The following is a 25,809-nucleotide window of genomic DNA, read 5'->3' on the forward strand; positions in this document are numbered from 1 at the left end:
AACCGCCGGGTCGACAGCGTGCTGGGCGCGCCGCGGGAGAGTCCCGTGGGCGCGGACGGAGACGGACGTTCCATGGCGGAGAGAAACCCGGGGCGGGAGCTTGCCGAGCGGTTCCGCCAGGTCGACGGCGACCGTCCGATGACCGACGCGGACGACACCTACGCCGGTGGCAGGTCGAGGTCCTGGAGGACCTCTGCGCCACCCGAGGCCGGGATACCGACGACGTGCCCCCGCTGATGCCGCAGCGGCGCCTGCCGCTCCCGGGGCGGGGCCGGCCGCCGCTCCCGGCGGGCAGCCGCACGGGCACTCAGCGCCGCGCCAGTGCCAGCAGGCTCAGGCCGAACATCAGCACTCCCAGGGGCAGATGGGCCGACGGCAGGTGCGCGATGCCGGTCACGACCTGGAGCGAGGCGAGGACGAGGAAGCCCGACGCGTGCAGGACAGGCCGGGGGGAACCGCCACCCGGCTTCCAGGCCACCACCGCCGCGAGCACGTACAGCATCGACGCCCCGTACATCACCCGGGCCCCGGCGCTGTGCAGCGCCTCTCCGTAGGCAGAGGTCAGCAGCAGACCGGCGGAAACGGCCTGGAGGAAGATGGTCAGGGTCTGCAGGGCTATCGCGATCCGCAGGAACGGGAAGCGACGCTGTGCCGGTGCCGGGTCGGTCATGCCACGGTCCCCTTTTCTGCCTGGAGGCAGTAGATCGATAAGGTCTCACCAGCCCGACGACGCGGGCCCGCGAAAGGTAAGGCGAGGAGGCGGTCGCGAGTATGGGGGAGGCCGGGACGATCGTCGACGGGGCGGGTGAGCGGCGCCAACTGCTAAACGTGGCCTACCGGTTGCTCGGCTCGCTGGCCGAGTCCGAGGATGCCGTCCAGGAGGCCTACGCCCGTTGGTACGCACTGCCGCGAAGCCGACGGGACGAGATCGTGTCCCCCGGCGCATGGCTGACGACGGTGACCGGCCGCATCTGCCTGGACGTGCTCGGTTCCGCGCGCGCCCGGCGCGAACGCTACGTCGGCGCGTGGCTGCCCGATCCGCTGCCCGGGCACGGCGAGCGGGACCACGGCCCGGGCGCCGACCCCGCAGACCAGCTGGTGCTGGACGAATCGGTGACCATGGCCTTTCTCGTGGTCCTGGAGTCGATGACGCCCGCCGAGCGGGTGGCGTTCGTCCTGCACGACGTCTTCCGGTACCCCTTCGCGGAGATCGCCGGCATCGTCCGCCGGAGCCCCGCGGCCTGCAAACAACTCGCGGCATCCGCCAGGCGGCGGGTGCGCGACGGCCGGTCCCCGGCCACGACGGCCGGGCAGGCCGAGGTGGTGCGGCATGTCAAGGAGGCGTGGGAGGCCAAGGACATCGCTGCCCTCGTCGACATCCTCGACCCGGCCGCCGTGATGACCGCCGACGGCGGCGGCGTCGTCGGCGCAGCCCTGCGCCCGATCGAGGGCGGGACGCGCATCGCCCGGTACATGGCCGCCATCGCCGACCAGGCCCCGGGGCTGGAACTCCTGGAACGGCCGGTGAACGGTACGCCCGGCCTGGTGGCCCGGCGTGACGGGGCCGTCATGACCGTGGCCGCGTTCGATGTCGCCGGCACGCGCGTCACCCGGATCTGGGTGTTCCGCAATCCCGAGAAGCTGGGACCGTGGGCGTGACGGCAGCGGACCGTCCGCTCCGAAGCGTGACGTGGGGCCCATGGGCCGGACCGGGCGGAGGCCGTCCCGGCCGGTGTGTGCGCACAGGAGACGAGGGCGAGGATGGGCAGGCTCAGCACCGAGGGGGACGTGGACGCCTGGCTGGCAGCGGCCGGGTGGCGTCCCGGGCGCGACGTCGGTGAGGAGGCCGCGAAGGCCCTGGCGGCCGTGACCGGGCGATACCGCTTCTACGGCGTGGAGATCGAGCCCTCCGCACCGGCCCTCGCCTTCGTCCGGGAGCACGCGTTCCTCCGGGCCACCCTCGACACCGCACCGGAGAACGACGTGGTGTTCACGCCGCGCCTGGTCTTCGTGGGGGACGCCGAGGAGATCCGCGATCTCGGCGGAGCCCTCGGCGTGCGGCTCTTCCCGGTGGGACACGACACGTATGACGGCGCCACCGTGCTCATGGATGAGAACGGCCGGTTCTTCCTGTCGCACCACACCGGCGCGTATCTCCTCGGACGCGACAAGTACGAGGCGCTGATCAGCCTGACGAGCGGCGACATGCGGGACGCCGAGGACTACTTCGTCTGAGCGCGCCCCGCCGACGCGTCACCCGGCCGACTCCTCGGGTCGTCGGAACGGCCCGCGCCACAGGCACTGCCCCCGCCCCGGCGCGACCGGACCGCCGTGTCCAGGTGTCCGGACGGCCCGCCCCCGTGGGGGACGTGCGCCGTTCGCCGGTCCGCCCGCAGGGCGGTCGCCACGGTTCCAGGGCCCTCGTGGCTCACTCCGGCGCCGTGGCGCGGTGGCGCGGTGGCGCGCCTCGTGGCCCGTGCCCTCCCGCGACAGCCGGACCGGTGATCCCGGGTGGCGGGACGACCGGCGGACCGGCCGTGCGAGCGCTCCTGCCGTCACTTCCCGGCCTCGTACTCGTTCAGGACGTAGCGGCGGCGGGCCGCCGGAGGCGCCGAAGCCGGTGATCGGCCGGCCCCGGGACGGACGGGCGACGGCCGGACTGGCCGGTTCCCCGACCGGGTAGGGGGCGCGCACCCGGCGCATGGGAGCTTGTCGTGATCTCCGTGTGAAACGGAAGTACGCGGGCGCACACCGGGGGACTTCCGAAAGTGCGCGGCCCAAATCAAGTGGTACCTGCACCATTGGGACATCGGGTGGCCGATAATCTCAGCCCATGGCTTGTTGGCATATTCCCCCGGCGGGTGCTCCCCCTCCTCGCCGATTCGATACTTGTGAGTAACCAGGCGAATACGCGCCTTTCGTTGCCTCGGGTCCTCTAATGTGATTGGCGGGCGGACGGAGTCGGGTTATCCCCGGATCGGTCCCAGGCGTCTCGCGCTACGCGGAGGCGTGACGAATCTCCGTTCCGCGTGTCCGGGGTCGCGCTGAGGGAGTTCGGGGGCCGGTGGAATGTCGCGGGAAAGCGGCCGACGCGGTACGCCCAAGCGCAACTGATGAATGTGTCGTGGAAAGAGTGAGAACAAGTGGGGGACGGCCGTGACCAATCCTTTCGATGACGAGGCGGGCCGGTTCGTGGCGCTCGTGAACGACGAGGGCCAGTACTCGCTGTGGCCCGCGCACGTCGAGGTGCCGGGCGGCTGGCGCACCGAAGGGCCGGAGGGGTCACGTCAGGAATGTCTGGACGTGATCGAGCGGGCCTGGACGGACATGCGGCCCGCCGGCCTGGTGCGGCTGACGAGGGCCGACGTCAGGTAGGCCGGTGGCCGGCCACCGGAGGCCGCCTGAGGTCTCCTCGGGCCGAGCAGCATGCAGGCACTCCGACTTGATCAATCTCGCTCGCATGTGAGCAGGATCGATCAAGTCGTGAGCAGGTGTCCGCCCACCTTGCGCCGAAATGCTCATGTGCCCTTCATTGGGTGTTCATTCATTCGGCCGCCGTGCGGCCTCCTCCGATGAGCTGAGACGACGCGGTCTCCTATCGGGACGGCATGCCCGGTATGCGATCCCGGCCGCGCCCGACGCCAAGGGCGCGGTGACGTTTCTCCCCGCTTCCGCCTGCCCCGGCATCGACGACCGGCGCACTGGCGTGGTCGGTTCGACCGGCCTTTCTTCACCGTCCCCGAAAACTCTCCCCAAAGGTGTGGACCGGCATGCAGGAAAATCGTTCTCTCCCCACGGACGCGGCTTCCGAAGACCTTCTCGAACTGACCGCGGCACAGCAAGGCGTCTGGTACGGGCAGCTCGTCGATCCGGACAGCCCGAAATACAACATCGGGGAATGCTTCGAGATCCACGGCGACCTCGACGAGGAATTATTCGCAGCCGCCGTCGGGCGCGGCGCCGCCCTGTGCGACAGTCTCAACCTCGAGTTCGTCACCCAGGGGGAGACGGTGCGTCAGCACGTCGTCCACCGCCCCGCGGCCGGCCCGGGCCGGCTCCACGTCGTCGACCTGTCGGGCGCCGACGATCCCGCCGCCTCCGCCGAGCGGTACATGGCCGACGAGATGTACACCGTCGACCGGCTCGACGCCCCGCACCACCACTTCGCGCTGCTGCGTCTGGGCCGCCGGCTGCACTACTGGTACGTCCGCTTCCACCACATCGCCGTCGACGGTCTCGGCGGCGCCGTCTTCGGCCGCCTCGTGGCCGACCTCTACGGGCGTGCCGCCCGGGGCGAGGACGTGGCCGCTGCCGGGCTGCCCGCGGCACCCCTGCGCGCGCTCATAGCCGACGAGGCGGCCTACCGCGCCTCGGACCGCTTCGACGCCGACCGCGCGTACTGGACAGGCAAGTTCGCCGACCTGGCGGGCACGGGCGAGGCGGGCGCGGTGGGTGCCGGCACCGGTGCCGAGGACGGTGCCCGTACGCGCGGCGGTACCGCGCTCATCCGCCGGCGCACCGGCGCTCCGGCACCGGACGCGGCAGGGACGGACGTCCGGATGCACACGGGGGAGACCCTCCCTCCCGCGGTGCTCGACGACCTGCGCGCACTGGCGGCCGACCACCGGACGAAGTGGTCAGCCGTCCTCGTGGCCGCGGTCGCCGCCTACGTCGGCCGGGTCACCGGGGCGCAGGACATCACCGTGGGCCTCGCCTCCAACGGCCGTCACGGCGGGCTGCGGCACATCGTCGGCATGACGGCCAACATCCTGCCGCTGCGGCTGGCCGTCACCGGCGACATGACGGTCGGGTCCCTGGTCCGTACCGTCGCCGCCGAGATGGGCGGCGCCCTGCGCCACCGTCGCTTCTCCCGCGAGCAGCTCGCCCGTGAGCTGAACATGAGCGACGGCGGGGCCCGCCTGACCGACGTGGTCGTCAACATCATGGGATACGACTACGACCTCGACTTCGGAGGCAGCCCCGCGGCCTCCCGCGTCCTGTCCATCGGACCGGTCGACGACGTGTCCCTCTTCGTCTCCGAACGGGGCGAGGGCACGGGGCCGTTGATCGGATTCGACGCCAACCCGGAGCTGTACGACCCCGAGGACGTGCGGCTGCTCCAGCAGGCGCTCGTGTCCTTCCTGACGGCCCTGGCCCGCGCGGACGCCGGCACGGCTCTCCGTGACCTGCCGTTCCTCGACCGCACCGCCGCCGGGGCGCTGCTGCGCCGGGGGAGTGGCACCGCCCTGCCCGCCGTGCCCGCGACCTCGGGCCTGCCGGAGGCGTTCGGCGCCCGGGCCCGGCTGACGCCCGACGCTCCGGCCGTGGTGGACGGCGCTGCCACACTCTCCTACCGGGAACTCGCGCGGACGGCCGGGGAACTCGCGGGCGCTCTGACCGGCTGGGGCATCGGCGCCGAGGACGGCGTCGGCGTCCTCGTGGGCCGGTCGGCGGCCGTCGTGGCCGCCACGATCGGCACGGCCGGCGCGGGCGCCGCCTACGTACCGATGGACGCCGCGTGGCCGGCCGAGCGGCTCGGCCGCGTCGCCGAGGTGGCCGGCCTCCGCGCGCTGGTCGTCGACGAGGCCGCCGCTGCCAGGCCCTGGGTCCAGGAGAAGGCCGCCACTCTGCCGTTGATCGTCGTCGACGGTCTCGGAGCCGTCGTACGCGGCGCTCCGCCGCTGCCCGGACCGCTGCCGGGAGCGGTCCCCGCCGGCCGGCTCGCCTACGTGATGTTCACCTCCGGCTCGACCGGCCTGCCCAAGGGCGTCGGAGTCACCCACGCCGACGTGATGGCGCTGGCCGCCGACACGGCCTGGGCGGACGGTGCGTGCGACGCCGTCCTGCTGCACTCGGCCTACGTGTTCGACGCCTCGACGTTCGAGATCTGGGTGCCCCTCCTGAACGGCGGCCGTGTGGTCGTCGCTCCCGGAGGCGTCCTCGAGGCGCCTGCCCTCGAAGAGCTGGCGGACCGGCACGGGGTGACGGCGCTGTTCCTGACGACGGCGTTGTTCAACGTCCTGGCGGAGGCCGGCCCCGCGGCGTTCGCGGGGCTGCGCCTCGTGGCCGCCGGCGGCGAGGCCGCCACCCCGGACCTGATGCAGCGGGTGGCCGCCGCCGCGCCCGGCACGCGCGTCCTGCACGTGTACGGGCCCACGGAGACCACGACCTTCGCCACCCGCCACGAGGTGGACCCCGGCATGCCGGGCGTGCCGCCCATCGGCCGGGCCCTCGACGGGGTGCGCCTGTACGTGCTCGACGGCACCCTCGCGATGGTGCCGCCCGGCGTCATCGGGGAGCTCTACGTCAGCGGCCACGGCGTCGCCCGCGGCTACCAGGGCCGTGCGGCGCTGACCGCCACCCGGTTCGTCGCCGACCCGTACGGCGCACGCGGCGCCCGGATGTACAGGACCGGCGACCTCGTCCGCTGGACCGCGCGCGGCGACATCGAGTACGCCGGACGCGCGGACGGCCAGGTCAAACTCCGCGGATTCCGCATCGAGCCCGCCGAGATCGAGAACACCCTGCTCACCGACCCCGGTGTGCGGGCCGCCTGCGTCCTGGTCCGCGAGGACATACCGGGCGACCGGCGACTCGTCGCCTACGTCGTGCCCACCCCCGGAGCCGCGCCGGACGACTCCGCCCTGACCCGCCGCGTGAGACGCGCCCTGCCCGCGTACATGGTGCCGTCCGTGTTCGTCCTCCTCGACGCACTGCCCCTGAACCCCAACGGCAAGGTCGACCGCCGCGCCCTGCCCGCCCCCCGTGCCGCCGCCGCCGCCGGTCGCGCCCCGCGTACGGCACACGAGGAGGTCCTGGCCGGTCTCTTCGCCGATGTCCTCGGGATCGACGCGGTCGGGACCGACGACAACTTCTTCTCCCTGGGCGGCCACTCCCTGCTGGCCACCCGCCTCACCGGACGTGTGCGGGCCGCCCTGGGCGCCGAAGTCGGCCTGCGGACCCTCTTCGACCACCCCACGGTCGCCTCCCTCGCCGCCGCCCTCGACACCACGGGACCGGCCCGGCCGGCCCTCACACCGCAGCACCGGCCCGAAGCGGTGCCGCTGTCCTTCGCGCAGCAGCGCCTGTGGTTCCTCAACCGGGCCGAGGGACCGGGCGACACCTACACCATCCCGCTCGTGCTCGAACTCCGGGGAGCCCTGGACACGGACGCCCTGCGCGGCGCACTCGCCGACGTGGTCGCCCGGCACGAGAGCCTGCGCACCGTCTTCGCCGAGCACGACGGTGTCGCCCGCCAGGAAGTCCTCGGCGCGTCCGCCGCCACCGCCCGCGTCCCCCTCGTCGTCGAGCTGCCCCCGGCCGGGGAGAACGCCGACGCCTGGGCCGACAGCACGGTGCGCCGCCTGTCCGCGGTGCCCTTCGACCTCGCCGGCGACCTGGGCGTCCGCGCCCACCTGCTCCGCCTGGGCTCCGCCCGCCACATCCTGGTCCTGGTCCTCCACCACGTGGTCGCCGACGGCTGGTCCCTCGCCCCGCTCAGCCGCGACCTCGGCGCCGCCTACCGGGCGAGGTGCTCGGGTGGCGGCACGCCCGACTGGCCCGAGCTGCGCGTGCAGTACGCCGACTACGCCCTCTGGCAGCGCCGGCTGCTCGGGGACGACGGCGACCCGGAAAGCCTGGGCGCACGCCAGCTCGCCTTCTGGCAGGAGGCGTTGCGCGGCGCTCCCGACCTGCTCGACCTGCCTCTCGACCGCCCCCGCCAGGCCGTCGCCGGCCACCGCGGCGGCGCGGTCCCCTTCGAGCTGCCCGCTCCCGCGCACGCCGCGCTCACCGGTCTCGCCCGCGCCACGGGGTGCACCCCCTTCATGGTGCTCCAGGCGGCCCTCGCCGTGACACTGCACGCCCACGGAGCCGGCACCGACATCCCGCTGGGCACCGCGGTGGCCGGAAGGACCGACGACGCCCTCGACGACATGGTCGGCTTCTTCGTCAACACCGTCGTCCTGCGTGCGGACCTGTCGGGCGACCCGGCCTTCCGTGAACTCCTGCAACGGGTCAAGGACTTCGACCTCGCCGCTCTCGGCCACGTCGACGTCCCCTTCGAACGGATCGTGGAGGCGCTCAACCCCGAGCGGTCCGGCGACCACCACCCCCTCTTCCAGACGATGCTGGTCCTCCAGAACCAGGACCGGGCCGCGCTCGACCTTCCCGGCGTCACGGTCCTCGACCGGTCCCGGCACACCGGGGTCAGCAAGTTCGACCTCACGTTCTCGCTGACCGAAGCCACCGAAGCCACCGGGGACACCGCGGGCGGCATCGGCGGGTACCTGGAGTACGCCACCGGCCTCTTCGACGAGGCCACCGCCCGCGCCCTGTGCGCCCGTTTCGCGCGGATCCTGACCCTCGCCGTGACCGACCCGGACCGTACCGTCGGCGAGCTGGACCCGCTCGTGCCCGGCGAGCGGGAACGCCTCCTGGCCCAGGGACGCGGCGCGGAGCGTCCGCTCCCCGCCCGTACCGTCCCCGAAGCGGTCCGGGCGTGGGCCGTGCGCACGCCCCACGCGGTGGCCGTGCGCGACGCGCACACGAGCCTCACCTACGCCGAGCTCGACGCCCGTGCCGACGCGCTCTCCCGTGTGCTGACCGAGCGGGGCGCGGGCCGGGAGGACCGAGTGGCCCTCGCCGCACCGCCGTCCGTGGACACCGTCGTCGCCATGCTGGCCGTCCTGCGGGCCGGTGCCGCCTACCTGCCCGTCGACCCGGAGTATCCGCCCGCCCGCATCCGGCACATGCTCGACGACGCGGAGCCCGTCCTGCTGCTGACCACCACGGCGGCCCACGCGGACCTGCCCGCCTGCGGCATACCGTGGCTCGCCCTCGACGACCCGGCGACCCGGCCCGGGAACCCCGCCGGCGCCGGCACGCCCCACCCGGCGGACCCGGCCTACGTCATCTACACCTCCGGCTCCACCGGCCGGCCCAAGGGCGTCGTCGTCACGCACGAGGCGCTGGCCAACCACATGGACTGGATGGCGCGGCACCTGGACGTCACCCCCCAGGACCGGGTACTCGCCCGCACGTCCAGCAGCTTCGACGCCTCCGTATGGGAGTTGTGGCTGCCGCTGACGAACGGCGCGGAAGCCTGTGTGCTGCCGGACGGCGCCAACCGGGACCCCCGTGCCCTCGTCTCCTGGATGAGCCGGTTCGACGTCACCGTCGCCCAGTTCGTCCCCTCGCACCTGGCCCTCGTCCTCACCGAGGCGGCAGACGCCGAGCCGCTTCCCGCGCTCCGTGCCGTCCTGTGCGGCGGCGAACCGCTGCCGCGGGCCCTCGCCCACGACATCGCCGGACTGTGGCGTGCCGAGGTGCACAACCTCTACGGGCCCACCGAGGCCACCATCGACGCCACCGCGCACCGCTTCGGCGGGCAGGGGGACGCCGGCACGGTCTCCGAGACGGTGCCGATCGGCCGCCCCGTCGACACCATGCGCGCCTACGTCCTCGACGGCCGGCTCCGGCCCGTACCACCCGGCGTCACCGGGGAGCTCTACCTCTCGGGCCCCAACCTCGCCCGCGGCTACCTGGGCCGGCAGGCACTGACCGCCACCCGGTTCGTCGCGGACCCGTTCGGGTCCACCGGCGCCCGGATGTACCGGACGGGTGACCTCGTACGGTGGAACGGGCACGGTCTGCTCGACTACGTGGCCCGCGCCGACGACCAGGTCAAACTCCGCGGGTTCCGCATCGAGCTGGGTGAGGTCGAGGCCGCGCTGCTGGCGCGGCCCGGCGTCACGGCCGCCTGTGCCGTGATCCGGGAGGACGCACCCGGGCGGCGCCAGCTCGTCGCCTACGCCGTCGGCGGTCAGCCGGCCGAGCGCCCCGCCGCCCTGCGCGACGCCCTCGCGGAGACCCTGCCCCACTACATGGTGCCCGGCGCCGTCGTCGTACTGGACGACCTCCCGCTCCTGCCCAACGGCAAGGTGGACCGGCGGTCCCTGCCCGAGCCCGAGCCGGAGAGCGACGCCCCCGCCGGACCGGGGCGGCGCACGCTCCAGGAGGACCTGCTCGCCGGGATCTTCGCCGATGTGCTGCACCGGCCCCGCGTGGGCCCGCACGACAGCTTCTTCGACCTCGGGGGGCATTCGCTCCTCGCCATGCGTGTCATCAGCCGTGTCCGCGCCGTCCTGGGCGCCGAGATCGACGTACGCACCCTCTTCGAGCACCCGACCGCCGGGGGCCTGGCCCGCGTCCTGGACACACCCGGGCAGGCCCGCCCGCCGGTGGTGGCAGCGGCGCGACGCCCCGACCCGCTGCCCCTGTCCCACGCGCAGCAGCGCCTGTGGTTCCTCAACCGCCTCGAAGGCCCCAGCTCCGCCTACAACATCCCGCTCGTCCTCGAACTGCACGGAACCCTGGACACCGACGCGCTGCGCGCCGCCCTCCGCGACGTGGTGGAGCGGCACGAGGCGCTCCGCACCCTGTTCCCGGAACGGGACGGTGTACCGCACCAACTGATCCTCCCCGTCGACGCCGCCCTGCCCCCTCTGCCCGTCACGGCGCTGGCCCCCGCCGATCTGGAGCAGGCCGTCCTGGCCGCCGTGCGCGAGCCGTTCGACGTGGTCGCGGACGTGCCGCTGCGGGCCTCGCTGCTGAACTCCGCACCCGGCCACCACGTCCTGGTGCTCGTCCTGCACCACATCGCGGCCGACGGCTGGTCCCTCGCCCCGCTCGCCCGCCACCTCGGCGACGCCTACCGGGCCCGCGTCGCGGGCCTGGAGCCCGGACCCGCGGCCGGCACCCCTGTGCAGTACGCCGACTACACCCTCTGGCAGCACGCCACCCTGGGCGACGGCGTCGCACCGGGGAGCGTGCTGAGGCAGCAGCTCGACCACTGGCACACCGCCCTCGCGGGGCTGCCCGGACTGACCGGCCTGCCGCTCGACAGGCCGCGCCCGATGACCACGGACCCGAGGGGGGCCGTCCACACCTTCGACGTGCCGCCCCCGGTGTACGCCCAGCTCCTGCGGCTGGCCCGTGAGTCGGGCAGCAGCCTGTTCATGGTGCTCCAGGCGGCTCTGGCCACCCTGCTGCACCGCCACGGTGCGGGTGACGACATCCCGGTCGGCTCGCCCGTCGCCGGCCGGACGGACGAGGCGCTGGAGGACCTGGTCGGGTTCTTCGTCAACACGCTCGTCCTGCGCACCGACCTGTCCGGCTTCCCGACCTTCCAGGAACTGCTCGTACGGGTGCGGGAGTTCGACCTGGCCGCCTACATGAACCAGGACGTTCCCTTCGAGCGCCTGGTCGAGAGCCTCAACCCCGCCAGGGCCCACAACCACCACCCGCTGTTCCAGACGATGCTGGTCCTGCAGAACCAGGAGACCGCGCGCCCCGACCTGCCCGGTCTCACCGTGGAGGACCGGCTCGTCCACAACGGCCTGAGCAAGTTCGACCTCACCTTCGCCTTCACCGAGGAGCAGGGCGAGGACCGGCTCACCGCCGGGGTCGAGTACGCCACGGCCCTCTTCGACCGGGCCACCGTCGAGACGCTCGCGGCCCGCCTGGTACGCCTGCTGGAGCAGGTGGCGGCCGACCCCGGACGGCCCCTGGCCGACTACGACCTCATGACGCCGGACGAACGCGCACGTGTCACGCGCTGGGGCACCGGACGTGAACTGCCCCCGGGCACACGGGACGCCACCCTGCCCGCCCTCTTCGCGTCACAGGCACGCCGCACCCCGCACGCCGTCGCGGTGACCGGCGACGACGCCACCCTCACCTACGCCGAACTCGACCGGATCTCCGCCGGCCTCGCGGGCGCGCTCGCGGGCCTCGGTATCGGCCCCGAGTCCGGGGTGGGCGTGCTGCTCACCCGGTCGCCCGCCGTGGTGTCGGTATCGCTCGGCGCGGTCCGGGCAGCCGGCGCGTACGTCCCGCTGGACGCGCGCTGGCCCGGTGAACGCCTCGAACAGGTCGCCGGCGTCGCGGCCGTACGGGTCCTCGTCGTCGACGAGGACGCCTACGCCTCACCCTGGGTGACCGCGACGGCCCGCCGGATGCCGGTCGTCGTCGTGGACCGGCTCGGCCGGATCCTGCGGGGCGCTCCCGGGCAGCCGGGCCGCCCGGCCGCCGTACCCGGCCCCCGGACACTCGCCTACGTGATGTTCACCTCCGGGTCGACCGGCCTGCCCAAGGGGGTCGGAGTCACGCACGCCGACGTGGCGGCGCTCACGGCCGACTCCGCGTGGGACGACGGCGCCGCCGACGCGGTCCTGATGCACTCCGCCTACGTCTTCGACGCCTCCACCTTCGAGATCTGGGCCCCGCTCCTGCGCGGCGGCCGGGTCGTCGTCGCACCGGACGGCGTCCTGGAGGCCCGTGCCCTCAATGACGCCGTGGATGAGCACGGCGTGACCGCGGTCTTCCTGACGACGGCCCTGTTCAACGTGATCGCCGAGACGGATCCGGGCGCCTTCGCGGGTCTCCGGCTCGTCTGCGCCGGCGGGGAGCTGGCCTCTCCGGACGCGATGCAGCGGGTGGCGGGCACCGCGCCCGGCGTGCGGGTCCTCCACGTGTACGGGCCGACCGAGACCACCACCTTCGCCACGCGCTACCACGTGGCGCCCGGCTCGGCATCCGGCCCGCCGCCCGTGGGGCGCGCCCTGGACGGCATGCGCCTGTACGTACTCGACGGCTCCCTGCGCCCGGTCCCGCCGGGGGTGGTGGGCGAGCTGTACCTCGCCGGACACGGCGTCGCACGCGGGTACACCGGGCTCCCGGGGCTGACCGCCGCGCGCTTCGTGGCCGACCCGTCCGGCCCGCCGGGCAGCCGCATGTACCGCACGGGTGACCTCGTGCGGTGGACCCGCGACGGCCAGATCACCTACGTCGACCGGGCCGACGGCCAGGTCAAACTGCGCGGCCACCGCATCGAACTCGGGGAGATCGAGGGCGTGCTGGCACGCAGCGAGGGAGTCGCCGACTCCTTCGCGGTCGTCCGTGAGGACACTCCCGGCGACCGGCGGCTGGTCGCCTACGTGGTGCCCTCCGGCGGCGCCCGCCCCGAACCCGGCGACCTCGCCCGGGCGGTGGGCCGGTCCCTGCCCGCCTACATGGTGCCCTCCGCGTTCGTCCTGCTCGACGCGCTGCCCCTGACCCTCAACGGCAAGGTCGACCGGCGGGCGCTGCCCGTCCCCGAGCACCGTGCTCCGGGCCACGGGCGCGCCGCCCGCACGGTCCGCGAGGAGATCCTGTGCGGGCTCTTCGCCGATGTGCTCGGCCTGGCCGGCGCGGGAGCCGAGGACGACTTCTTCTCCCTGGGCGGCCACTCCCTGCTCGCCACCCGCCTCGTCGCCCGCATCCGCACCGTGCTCGGTGTGGAGGTCCAGGTCAAGGCCCTCTTCGAGCATCCCACGCCCGCCGCGCTCGCCGCGGCGCTGGAAGGCGCCGAGGCGGCCAGAAGCCCTCTGGAGCGCGCCCCGCGCCGCCCCGACCCGCTGCCGCTGTCCTACGCGCAGCAGCGCCTGTGGTTCCTCAACCGGTTCGAAGGGCCCAGCGCCACGTACAACGTGCCGCTCGTGCTCCGCCTGGCCGGCCCGCTCGACGCGGAAGCCCTGGAGAGCGCCCTCGCGGACGTCGTCGGACGTCACGAGAGTCTGCGCACCGTCTTCCCCGACACCGACGGAGTGGCGCGTCAGGTCGTCCTCGACGCGGATCAGGCCGACCTCGACCTCACGCCCCGCGACACCGGCCCCGCCCACCTCGACGAGACCGTGCGCGCACAGGTGTCGCACGCCTTCGACGTGAGTGCCGAACTCCCGGTACGGGCACGCCTGCTGCGGCTCGGCGCGGAGGACCACGTCCTGGTGCTGGTCGTCCACCACATCGCGGGCGACGGCTGGTCCCTCGCCCCGCTCGCCCGCGACCTGGGCGAGGCCTACCGGGCACGGACCGAGGGTGTGGAACCGCCCTGGACGGAGCTGCGCGTCCAGTACGCCGACTACACCCTGTGGCAGCGCGCCCTGCTCGGCGACGCGGACGACCCGGACGGCCGGGCGGCCCGCCAGCTGGACTTCTGGCGCACCGCTCTCGCCGGTGCCCCCGACCTCCTCGACCTGCCGTACGACCGTCCCCGCCCCGCCGTGAGCGCGCACCGCGGTGACGCGTTCGCGTTCCCCGTCGGCGCCGACACCCACCGGGCCCTGGCGGATCTCGCCCGCGCCCGCGGGTGCAGCCTCTTCATGGTCCTCCAGGCGGCCCTGTCGGTCCTCCTGTCCCGGCACGGCGCCGGTGAGGACATCCCGCTCGGCACCGCCGTCGCCGGACGGACCGACGAAGCCCTCGACGACCTGGTGGGCTTCTTCGTCAACACCCTCGTCCTGCGCACCGACCTGAGCGGCGACCCCACCTTCGGCGACGTACTCGACCGGGTCCGCGACTTCGACCTGGCGGCGTACGCCCATCAGGACGTGCCGTTCGAGCGGCTGGTGGACTCCCTCAGCCCGGTCCGGGCCCAGGACCACCACCCGCTGTTCCAGACCATGCTCGTCCTCCAGAACCAGCAGGACGCGGTGATCGACCTGCCCGGCCTCACGGTGACGGAGCAGCCGGTGCGCACCGGCATCAGCAAGTTCGACCTGACCTTCACCTTCACGGAGAGACGTGACGGCGCGGGCCTGCCCGCCGGCCTCGACGGCGTCCTCGAGTTCTCCACCGAGCTCTTCGCCCACGCCACCGCGCACGCGCTGGCCGGCCGGCTGACCCGGCTGCTCTCCTCGCTCGCCGCCGACCCGGACCGCCGCGTCCACACCGCCGACGTCCTGGACGCGTCCGAGCGAGGGGATCTCGAACGCGCCGCACACGGTCCGGCACGGACCGGGGCGGCGGGCACCGCTCCCGAGGGCTTCCGTGCCCGATGCGACCGGAACCCGGCGGCGATCGCCGTGCGGGACGGTGCGCACCGCCTCACCTTCGGCGAACTGGACGCCCGGTCCGACGATCTGGCGCACCACCTGCACAGCCGGGGCATCGGCCGCGGCGACCTCGTGGCCCTCGCCCTGGAGGGCACCGCGGACCAGGTCGTCGCGATGCTGGCGGTGGCGAAGGCCGGGGCGGCGTACCTGCCGGTCGACCTGGAGTACCCCGAGGCACGGGTCGCCCACATGCTGCGGGACGCCCGCCCGGCCCTGCTCCTCACCCACGGCACCGCACGCGCCGCGCGGTACCGGACGTCCGTGGCGTGCCTCGCCCTGGACGACCGGGCCGCATGGTCCACCGGGGGCAGCGTGCCGCCGTCCGCCGCCCCGGACCCGCGCGACGCGGCGTACGTCATCTACACCTCGGGCTCCACCGGCCGGCCCAAGGGCGTCGTCGTCACCCACGGCTCCCTGACCAACCACATGGCGTGGATGGCGGAACACCTCGGCCTCACCGACGAGGACCGCGTCCTCGCCCGCACCTCGCCGAGCTTCGACGCCTCCGTCTGGGAGACCTGGCTGCCGCTCCTGCACGGCGGCTCCACCTGCCCCGTCCCGCCCGCACTCAACCACGACCCGGCGGGGCTGCTGGCCCGCATGCGGGAGACGGGCGCGACCCTCGCCCAGTTCGTTCCCTCGCACCTCTCGCTCGTCCTCACCGAGACCGCGCCGCACGAGGCGCCGACGACGCTGCGGGCCGTCCTGTGCGGCGGTGAGCCCCTGCCCCGGACTCTGGCGGAACGGGCCGCGCGGGCCTGGCGGGCCGAGGTGCACAACCTCTACGGCCCCACCGAGACGACCATCGACGCCACCGCCCACCACTACCGGGCCGCCGGGACCGACGGCCCGGCGGGGGAGGGGAACGTGCCCCTCGGCCGCCCCGTCGACAACACCCGCGCCTACGTCCTGGACGCCGGCCTGCGCCCCGTACCACCCGGCGTCACCGGCGAGCTCTACGTCGCGGGCGAAGGTCTCGCACGCGGCTACCTGGGCCGCCCGGGCCTGACCGCCGCACGGTTCGTCGCCGACCCGTACGGCCCCGCCGGCAGCCGCATGTACCGCACGGGCGACCTCGTCCGGTGGGACGCCGACGGCCTGCTCGGCTACGTCTCCCGAGCCGACGACCAGGTCAAGCTGCACGGCTTCCGCATCGAACTCGGGGAGGTCGAGGCCGCGCTCACCGCACTGGACGGCATCACCGCCGCATGCGCCGTCGTCCGCGAGGACCGCCCGGGGGAGCGGCGCCTGGTCGCCTACACCGTGCCCGACGCGCGCGGCGGTGCCCGGGCACTGTCGGACGGCGAGCTGCGCGCCCGGCTGGTGGCGGCCCTGCCGCCGTACATGGTGCCCGCGGTCCTCGTCCCCCTCGACGCGCTGCCCCTGCTGCCCAACGGCAAGACCGACCGGCGCGCCCTGCCCGTCCCGGCGCGCCCCGTGACGGCCCGGCCGGGCGGGGAGCCGCGCACCGAGCGGGAAAGGGTCCTATGCGAGGTGTTCGCCTCCGTGCTGGGCGCTCCCGCCGTCCGTGCCGACGACGACTTCTTCGCACTCGGCGGCGACAGCATCCTCTCCATCCAGCTCGTCAGCCGCGTCCGTGGAGCCGGCCTGGGAGTCACCCCCCGCGACGTCTTCGTCCACCGCACGCCGGAGGCCATCGCGGCCGTCGCCACCGCGCTCGGCCAGGACACCGCCGCACCGGACGGACACGGCACCGGCGAGATGCCCCCGACACCCATCGCCGCCTGGTTCCTGGAGCGGCCCGGAACGACGGACGGGTACAACCAGTCCGGGGTGCTGCGCACGCCCGCCGACGCCGACGAGGCCACCCTCGTGTCCACGCTCCAACTGCTCATCGACCACCACGACATGCTGCGGCTGCGGACCACACGGTCCGCCGACGGCGCAGCCGTACTCGAAGCCCTGCCGCCCGGCGCGGTGGAGGCGCGGCACCGCTTCACCCGGGTCGACGTCGCGGGCCTCGGCGCCGGCGCGGTCCGCGCCGCCGTCGACGAGGCGGGCGAACTGGCGCGCAGGCGGCTGCGGCCCGCGCACGGTGAGGTGGTCGAGGCGGTGTGGTTCGACGCCGGGCCGCGCAGTCGGGGGCACCTGCTGCTCGTCGTGCACCACCTGGCCGTCGACGCGGTCTCCTGGCGCATCCTCGCCACGGATGTGGCCACCGCCTGGCAGGCCGTCACCGAGGCGGGGACCGCCGACGGCCGGCCGGCCGCGCTGCCGCCGGCCACCACCTCCTACAGGAGCTGGGCGCGACTCCTCTCCTCTCAGGCCCGGGAGCCCGCCAGGGAGGCGGAACTGGCCCTGTGGCAGGAGACGGTGAGGACCCCCGACCCACAACTGGGCTACCGGCCGCTCGATCCCGACCTGGACACCGCGGACCGGACACGCACCCTGGTCACCCACCTGGCCGCCGAGTCGACGAAGCCCCTGCTCACCACCGTTCCGGCCGCCTTCCACGCCGGGGTGGACGACGTCCTGCTCACGGGCCTCGCTCTCGCCGTGTGCTCCTGGCGGGCGGAGCGGGCCGGGCCGGGCAGGCCCCGGCCGGGCGGCACCGCCGTCCTCCTCGACCTGGAGGGCCACGGCCGCGAACAGATCGCCGACCACCTGGACCTGTCCCGTACGGTCGGCTGGTTCACCAGCCTCTACCCGGTCAGGCTCGACCCCGGGCCGGTCGACGCGCGCGACCCCCGACGCTTCGACGCCGCACTCGTCGAACGTGCCCTCAAACGGGTCAAGGAACAACTGCGGACCATCCCCGACCACGGGGTGGGCTACGGCATGCTGCGCCATCTCAACCCGGACACCCGTCCTCTGCTGGCCACCGCCCCCCACCCTCAGATCGGTTTCAACTACCTCGGCCGCTACCCCGCTCCGCCCGGGGCGGGGAGCGGGCGGGACGGCGCCGACTGGGACGTACTGCTCGACGCGGGCGGGCCGCGCAGCCAGGACCCCGACATGCCCGTCCACCACGTCCTCGACATCAACGCGCACGTCGAGGACCTGCCGGACGGTCCGCGCCTGGTGACCCGCTGGACCTGGCCCAGCGACCTCCTCAAGGAGGAGGACATGGAGTCCCTGTCCGACGCCTTCACCCGCGCCCTGCGCGCCGTGGCGCAACACGCCGAACGACCCGAAGCGGGCGGCTGGACGCCCTCCGACCTTCCCCTGGTCGCGCTCGACCAGGCCCAGATCGACCGACTGCAGAACAAGTGGGGTGGACGCAAGTGACCGGGTTCAGACTGGAAGACGTACTGCCGCTGACGCCGTTGCAGGCAGGCATGCTCTTCCACGCGCTGTACGACTCCCGCGCCGTGGACGTCTACACCGCGCAGTTCGTCTTCGACCTCGAGGGCCCCGTCAGCGTCCCGGCCCTGCACGCCGCCGTCGGCGGTCTGCTGCGGCGGCACGCCAACCTGCGGGTCGGCTTCCTCCACGAGGACCTGGACGAGCCCGTGCAGGCCGTCGCCGCCGAGGTGCCCGTACCGCTGGAGGAGCTGGACCTGTCCGGGGCGGCCGGCACGGGCACGGCCCAGGAGCGCCTCAGCGCGTTCCTCGCCGCGGACCGCACCCGCCGCTTCGACCTCGCCACCCCGCCGCTGATGCGTTTCACCCTCGTGCGCACCGCTCCGCAGCGGCACCGGCTGGTGATGACGAGCCATCACATCCTGCTCGACGGCTGGTCGATGCCCCTCCTCGTCCGGGAGCTCTTCGAGCTGTACGCCCACGAGGGCGACGACAGCACCCTGCCGCGCGTCGTCCCCTACCGCACCTACCTGGCCTGGCTGGCACAGCAGGACCGTGCCGCCTCCCTGGAGGCCTGGCGCACCGCCCTCGACGGCGTCGAGGCGCCCACCCTGGTCGCCGGACGGGGCGGGGCGGACGCCCCGGCCGCCGGTGAACTGCCCGAGACCCTCGTCCTCGAACTGGACGCCGCCACCACGGACCGGCTGCGCGGGACCGCCCGCACCCACCGGCTCACCCTCAACACCCTGGTGCAGGGAGCCTGGGGTCTGCTGCTCGGACACCTCACCGGTCGTCCCGACGTCGTGTTCGGCACGACCGTCTCCGGCCGCCCGCCGGAGATCGCGGGTATCGAGTCGATGGTCGGCCTCTTCATCAACACCGTGCCGGTACGGCTCCGCCCGGTACCCGGCGAGACCCTGGCCGCGCTGCTGACCCGGCTCCAGGACGAACAGGGCCGTCTGCTCGGCCACCAGTACGTGGGCCTGACCGAGATACGCGGAGTCACCGGACTGGACGAACTCTTCGACACCCTGGCCGTGTTCGAGAACTACCCCATGGACGCGGAGGCCCTGCGCACCGCGCAGCAGGCACTGCCCGGCCTCGCCGTGACCGGGTTCAGCGGCTCGGACGCCGCCCACTATCCGCTCACCCTCACCATCGCTCCGGGTGACGCCCTGAGGATCACGTTCAGCCACCGCACGGCCGTCCTCGGACGCGACGAGGTGGCGCGTACCGTCGCCCGCATGCGGCGGCTGCTGGCCGCGATGGCGGACGGCCTCGACCACCGCGCCGACGCGCTCCCCCTCCTCCTGGACGGGGAACGCGAGGAACTGCTCGCCCTGGGGCGCGGCGCCGGACTCCGGTGCGCCACCCCGGACGAGGCCGTCCCGGCCGCGATCGCCCGGCGGGCCGCCCTCCACCCGGACGCGGTCGCCGTCTCCGGCACCGGCGAACACCTGACGTACCGCCGGCTCGACTCGCTGTCACTGGCGCTGGGCCAGGCCCTGGCAGGGCTCGGCGTCGGCGTGGAGGACGGCGTCGGCATCCTCCTGGGCCGGTCGGCGGCCCTCGTCACGGCCTCTCTCGGGGCCCTGCGCGCGGGGGCCGCCTATGTTCCGCTCGACCCGGGCTGGCCCGCCGAACGACTCACCCGCGTCGCGCGGGTGGCCGCATTGCGCGCGCTGATCGTCGACGAGACCACCGGCGCGCACCCCTGGGTCCGCCGGCTCGGCCCGGACGTACACGTGGTGACCGTCGACGCGGCCGGCCGGGTCCGGCAGGGCGGGCCGGCCGTCGCGGGGGCCCTCCCCGCCGTCGCGGGCGGCACCGGGCTCGCCTACGTGATGTTCACCTCCGGCTCCACCGGCCTGCCCAAAGGCGTGGGCGTCACCCACGCCGACATCACCGCGCTCGCCGCCGACCGTACGTGGGGTGACGGTGCGTCCGAGGCGGTGCTCCTGCACTCGGCGTACGTCTTCGACGCCTCCACCTTCGAGATCTGGGTGCCCCTCCTCAACGGGGGCCGCGTCGTCGTCGCCCCGGAGGGCGCCCTCCAGCCGGCCGTGCTCCGAAACCTCGCCACCGAGGACGGCGTGACCGCGGCGTTCCTGACGACGGCCCTGTTCAACGTCGTCGCGGAGGCCGACCCCGGCGCCCTCGGCCTGCTGCGCCTGGCTGCCTGCGGCGGCGAGACCGCGGCGCCGGGCGTCCTCCAGCGCCTCGCGGCGTCGTACCCCGGCACCGCCTTCCTGAACGTCTACGGCCCCACCGAGACCACTACCTTCGCCACCCTGCACCGCGTCCGCCCCGAAGACGCCCACGACGGCGTGCCCCCGATCGGCCGACCGCTCGACGGCACGCGCGTCTACGTCCTCGACGCGGCGATGCGGCCCGTGCCGCCCGGCGCGGAGGGCGAACTGTACGTCGCGGGCGCCGGTGTCGCGCGAGGCTACCTGGGACACCCGGGCCTCACCGCCACCCGGTTCGTCGCCGACCCGTTCACCGGCGCCGGGGCCCGGATGTACCGCACAGGCGACCTCGTGCGCCGGGACGCCGACGGCACCCTGCACCACGTGGCCCGGGCCGACCAGCAGATCAAGCTGCGCGGCCACCGCATCGAGCCCGCCGAGATCGAGGCGGCCCTGTGCGCCGACCCCTCCGTGCGCGCCGCCTGCGTCCTGGTCCGTGAGGACCTGCCCGGTGACCGCACCCTGACCGCCTACGTCGTCCCCGCCCCGGGGCGGACACCCGACCCGGACCTGCTCGCGGCCCACCTCGGCCGCCGGCTGCCCGCCTACATGGTGCCGACCGTCATCCAGCCACTCGGCGCGCTGCCCCTCACCCGCAACGGCAAGCTCGACCGCGCGGCACTCCCCGCGCCGGCCATCCCGGCCGGCGCGGCGGGCGGACCGCCGCGCGGCGCACACGAGGAGATCCTCGCCGGGCTGTTCGCCGACGTGCTGGGGGTGACCCGCGTCGGTGCCGACGACAGCTTCTTCGCCCTGGGCGGTCACTCCCTGCTCGCCACCCGCCTCGTCGGCCGCATCCGTACCGCCCTGGGCACGGAGACCGAGATCCGCACCCTGTTCGAGAACCCCACCGTCGCCACGCTCGCCCAAGCGCTCCGGGACGCCGCCGGCCCCGCCCGCCCCGCCCTCGTACCGCAGGAACGCCCCGCCGAGCTCCCGCTGTCCTACGCACAGCAGCGCCTGTGGTTCCTCCACCGCCTCGAAGGCCCCTCCGCCACCTACAACATCCCGTTGGCCCTGCGCGTCGACGGACCGCTCGACACGGAGGCGCTGCGCCACGCCCTCCGCGACGTCGTCGTCCGGCACGCCGCGCTGCGCACCGTCTTCCCCGAGCACGACGGACGGCCGCACCAGCACATCACCGCCCCGGCCGACACCCGGGTCCCGTTCGTCCTGGAGACCGTCGACGAGAAGGCGCTCCCCGACCGGATCGGAGCCGCCGCGACGGCGCCGCTCGACATCGAGCGCGGGCTCCCGCTCCGGGCGACCCTGCTGCGCCTCGACGGCGACGCGCACGTCCTGGTCCTCGTGATCCACCACATCGCCGCCGACGGCTCGTCCCTCGCACCCCTCACCCGGGACCTCGGCCTCGCCTACCAGGCCCGGACGCGGGGCGGGGAGCCGGCGTGGACGGACCTTCCCGTCGACTACGCCGACCACACCCTCTGGCAGCGCCGCCTGCTCGGGGACGAGCACGACCCCAAAAGCCTCGTGGCGCGACAACTGGCTTTCTGGAAGCACGCGTTGGACGGGCTGCCGGAGATGGTCGAACTGCCCAGGGACCGGTCGCGCCCCGCCGAGCCCCGGCACACCGGTGCCACCCACGACTTCCTCCTGGGCCCCGCCACGGCGCGGTCGGTCTCGGACCTCGCCCGCGCCCACGGGTGCAGCGTCTTCATGGTGCTCCAGGCCGCCCTCTCGACGGTTCTCTCCCGGCACGGCGCGGGCGACGACATCCCGCTGGGCACAGTCGTCGCCGGGCGCACCGACGAGGCGGCCTCGGACCTCGTCGGCTTCTTCGTCAACACGCTCGTGCTGCGCACGGACCTGACGGGTGACCCCACGTTCCTCGAACTCCTCGACCGCGTGAAGCAGTTCGACCTGTCCGCCTATGCGCACCAGGACGTCCCCTTCGAGCGCCTGGTGGAACTGCTCAACCCCGCCCGCTCCCGGAACCACCACCCGCTCTTCCAGACCATGCTGGTCCTCCAGAACCACACCCCGGCCACGCCCCTGAACCTGCCCGGACTCACGGCCGAAGGCGTGCCGGTCGATCCCGGGGTCAGCAAGTTCGACCTGTCGTTCACCTTCACCGAGACGTACGACGGCGACGGCAGGCACAGCGGCATGCGGGCCACCGTCGACTACGCCACGGAGCTCTTCGACGAAGCCACCGTCCGCGGCCTCGCCGAACGGCTCGTCCTGCTGATCGGCGCCGTCACCGCCGAGCCCGACCGTCCGCTGAGCACGTACGACGTCCTCACCGAGGCGGAGCACACCAGGCTCGCCGCCTGGGGCACCGGGCCCGTCGAGAGCCTGCCGGAGTCGACCGTCCCCGCGCTCTTCGCCCAGCGGGTCCGGCTCACCCCGGACGCCCCCGCGGTCCGTGACTCCGCCACCACCCTCACCTACGGCGAGCTCGACGCCCGCGCCGAGGCCCTCGCCCACCACCTCGCGGCACGGGGCGTCGGACCCGAGGACCGGGTGGCCGTCGCCCTGCCCCGGACCCACGAACTCGTCGTGGCCCTCCTCGGAGTCCTCAAGGCCGGGGCCGCGTACCTGCCGCTCGACCCCGACTACCCGGCCCGGCGCCTGGCGTACATGCTCGACGACGCCCGGCCGAGTCTGCTCCTCACCACGCCCGCCGTCCGCGACCGGCTCCCGGAGTCGCAGATCCCCTGCCTGTACGCCGGCGACCTCGGGGAGCGGGCCCCGGCCTCCGTCCACGCCACCGTGCCGGCCACCCCCCTGCTTCCGGCGCACCCCGCGTACGTCATCTACACCTCCGGCTCCACCGGCCGCCCCAAGGGCGTCGTGGTCACCCACCGGGGCGCCGGAGCCATGGCCAGGACGCAGAGCCAACGGCTGCGGGTCGCGCCGGGCAGCCGGGTGCTCCACATGGCGTCCGTCAGTTTCGACGCCGCGTTCTGGGAGCTGTGCATGGGGCTGCTCTCCGGGGCCTGCCTGGAGATCGCCGAGCGCGACGCCCTGCTGCCCGGCCCCACCCTCGCCGCGCTCGTCCGGGAACGGGGCGTCACCCATCTCACCCTGCCGCCCGCCGCCCTCGCCGTGATGCCGCCGGGCTCGCTGCCCGAGGGAACCACGATGGTCCTCGCGGGCGAGGCCTGCCCGCCGGCCCTGGTGCACGCGTGGGCGCGGGACCGGTTCCTCGTCAACGCGTACGGCCCGACGGAGACCACCGTCTGCGCGACCATGAGCACCTTCCAGCACCCGGACGGGCCGTACGCCCCCGGCCGCACGGTGCCCATCGGGGTCCCCGTCAACGGCACCCGCGTCCACGTCCTGGACGACCGGCTGGCCCCCGTGCCCCCCGGGGTCGTCGGAGAGCTGTACGTCTCCGGCGAGGGAGTGGCCCGGGGCTACCACGGGAAGCCCGCCCTGACCGCCTCCCGGTTCGTCGCCGACCCCTTCGACCGGTGGGGGGGCCGCATGTACCGCACGGGTGACCTGGTGCGCTGGACGGCCGACGGGGAACTCGCCTACGTCTCCCGCGTCGACGACCAGGTCAAACTCCGCGGCTTCCGCATCGAGCTGGGTGAGGTCGAGGCCGCGCTCACCGCCCTGCCCGGCGTCGCCGCGGCGTGCGCCGTCGTCCGTGAGGACCGGCCGGGCGACCGGCGTCTGGTCGCGTACACCGTGCCCGCGGACGGCACGTCGGGCCCGGACGACGCCGAGGTGCGCGCGCACCTCGCCACCACCCTGCCCGACCACATGGTCCCCTCCGCCCACGTCCGGCTCGACGCCCTGCCCCTCACCCCCAACGGCAAGACCGACCGGCGGGCACTCCCCGCACCCGGGCGGAGCGGACCGGCCGCCGGCCGCCCCCCGGCCACCGCCCGCGAACGTGCGCTGTGCGACATCTTCGCGGAGACGCTCGGTGTGCCCGGGGTCGGCGTCACCGACGACTTCTTCGCCCTCGGCGGCCACTCGCTGCTCGCCGTGACCCTCGCCCAGCGGATCGCGGAACGATGCGGGCACCGCCCCTCCCTGCGCGCCCTGTTCGCGGCACCCACGGTCGAGGGCGTCGCCCGGCTCCTGGAGGACGGGGAGGGCGAGGACGAGCAGGAGGACCCCGCCACCCCCGACCTCGCCGCCGAGGTCCGCCTGGCGGCGGACATCACGGGCGCGGGCCGGGCCGGAGCGGCCACGCTCCCCGCCCCCGCCCGCACACCGGCCCGCCCTTCCGCCCGGCCCCTTCTGACCGGCGCCTCAGGATTCCTCGGCGCGTTCCTGCTGCGCGACCTCATCGAGACCACCGACGGCCCGGTCGACTGCCTCGTCCGGGCCGACGACGACCAGCACGGCGCGCACCGGCTGCGGGCCAACCTGGAGCGCTACGGCCTCTGGCGCCCCCGGTACGCGGACCTGGTCCGCCCCGTCCCCGGAGACCTCGCCGCCCCCGGCCTCGGTCTGTCCCCCGAGGGCAGGGCCGCCTTGGTGCGTCGTCTGGGCCCCGTCATCCACAACGGCGCACGCGTCAACTTCGCCGCCGCGTACGGGGATCTGCGCGCCCCCAACGTGGCGGGCACCGAGGAACTGCTGCGCCTGCTCGCCGACTCGGGTTCCCCCGGGATGCACTACGTCTCGACCACGAGCGTCTACGCCCCGGTCGCCGGCTCCGGCGTCATCACGGAGTCGACCCCGGCGGGCCCCGCCTCCGGCCTCCCCGACGGGTACGCGCAGAGCAAGTGGGTCGCCGAGCAACTCGTCGGCCTGGCCCGCGAGCGCGGCCTGCCGGTGACCGTCTACCGGCCGGGCCGCATCAGCGGCGACACCACCACGGGCGCCTGCCAGGACCGCGACCTGCTGTGGCAGCTCATCAAGGGGTGCCTCCAGGCGGGCGCGGTGCCGGACCTCGCGCACGGCTCGACCGACTGGGTGCCGGTGGACCACGTCAGCGCGGCGGTGGTGGCGCTCGCCGCCGCCGGACGGACCGGTGCCGGGACGTATCACCTCACGAACCCCGACGCCCCGGGACTGGACCGTGTCTTCGACGTGGCCACCCGCCTCGGCCACGAGTTGCGCACCGTCCCCGCGCCCGAGTGGCGGGCCCTCGTCGAGGCACAGCACGACAACGCGGCACAGCTGTTCCTCGGCGACGAGGGCCGGACGCGGCGCGAGGCGGTGGACCACCGCGCATTCGATTCCAGCCGCACGGCCGAGGCCGCGGCGTCCCTGGGGGTCCACCTGCCGCCCCTGACCGACGAGACCCTGATCCGCTACCTGACCTACTTCCAGGAGACGGGGTTCCTGCCCACGCCGCAGGGGGTGCGCGCCACGACGTGAGCCGGCCGCGCCCCGACGGACGACGGCATCCGCCCCCGGTTGTCAGAGGCGGATGC

6 protein-coding genes are annotated in these 25,809 nt (G+C 74.4%); 5 read left to right on the plus strand and 1 reads right to left on the minus strand.

The window, feature by feature from the left end:
* Positions 1 to 307 precede the first annotated feature (307 nt).
* Entirely contained in the window at positions 308 to 670 is a 363-nt protein-coding gene (locus ACHFIV_RS08145) for a hypothetical protein (RefSeq protein WP_398965094.1), read from the minus strand.
* A gap of 101 nt (positions 671 to 771) precedes the next feature.
* Between ACHFIV_RS08145 and sigJ the strand changes: the two genes are divergently transcribed.
* From sigJ to ACHFIV_RS08170, 5 genes are all read left to right on the plus strand, one after another.
* The gene (gene sigJ / locus ACHFIV_RS08150) at positions 772 to 1,659 is read left to right on the plus strand and encodes an RNA polymerase sigma factor SigJ (protein WP_398965096.1); all 888 of its coding nucleotides are present in this window, start codon (positions 772 to 774) and stop codon (positions 1,657 to 1,659) included.
* 102 nt (positions 1,660 to 1,761) lie between these two features.
* Complete coding sequence (locus tag ACHFIV_RS08155) at positions 1,762 to 2,235, plus strand: SUKH-3 domain-containing protein (protein WP_398965097.1); 474 nt, start codon at positions 1,762 to 1,764, stop codon at positions 2,233 to 2,235.
* 921 nt (positions 2,236 to 3,156) lie between these two features.
* Positions 3,157 to 3,375: an MbtH family protein gene (locus tag ACHFIV_RS08160; RefSeq protein ID WP_398965099.1), complete on the plus strand. Its 219-nt coding sequence runs from the start codon at positions 3,157 to 3,159 to the stop codon at positions 3,373 to 3,375.
* Between the two features lie 395 nt (positions 3,376 to 3,770).
* Positions 3,771 to 18,182: an amino acid adenylation domain-containing protein gene (locus ACHFIV_RS08165; protein WP_398965101.1), complete on the plus strand. Its 14,412-nt coding sequence runs from the start codon at positions 3,771 to 3,773 to the stop codon at positions 18,180 to 18,182.
* Positions 18,179 to 25,753, plus strand: a complete 7,575-nt coding sequence (locus tag ACHFIV_RS08170) for an amino acid adenylation domain-containing protein (protein ID WP_398965103.1) — start codon at positions 18,179 to 18,181, stop codon at positions 25,751 to 25,753. The genes ACHFIV_RS08165 and ACHFIV_RS08170 overlap by 4 nt, the downstream gene beginning before the upstream one ends.
* The last annotated feature ends 56 nt before the right edge of the window (positions 25,754 to 25,809 follow it).

Source organism: Streptomyces sp. ALB3 (genome assembly GCF_044385685.1).
GTDB lineage: Bacteria > Actinomycetota > Actinomycetes > Streptomycetales > Streptomycetaceae > Streptomyces.

What these genes read in the sequence shown, in the direction of transcription:
- ACHFIV_RS08155 (WP_398965097.1), top strand. Translation starts at nt 1,762, where the DNA reads ATGGGCAGGCTCAGCACCGAGGGGGACGTGGACGCCTGGCTGGCAGCG.
- ACHFIV_RS08165 (WP_398965101.1), top strand. Translation starts at nt 3,771, where the DNA reads ATGCAGGAAAATCGTTCTCTCCCCACGGACGCGGCTTCCGAAGACCTT.
- ACHFIV_RS08145 (WP_398965094.1), bottom strand. Translation starts at nt 670, where the DNA reads ATGACCGACCCGGCACCGGCACAGCGTCGCTTCCCGTTCCTGCGGATC.
- sigJ (WP_398965096.1), top strand. Translation starts at nt 772, where the DNA reads ATGGGGGAGGCCGGGACGATCGTCGACGGGGCGGGTGAGCGGCGCCAA.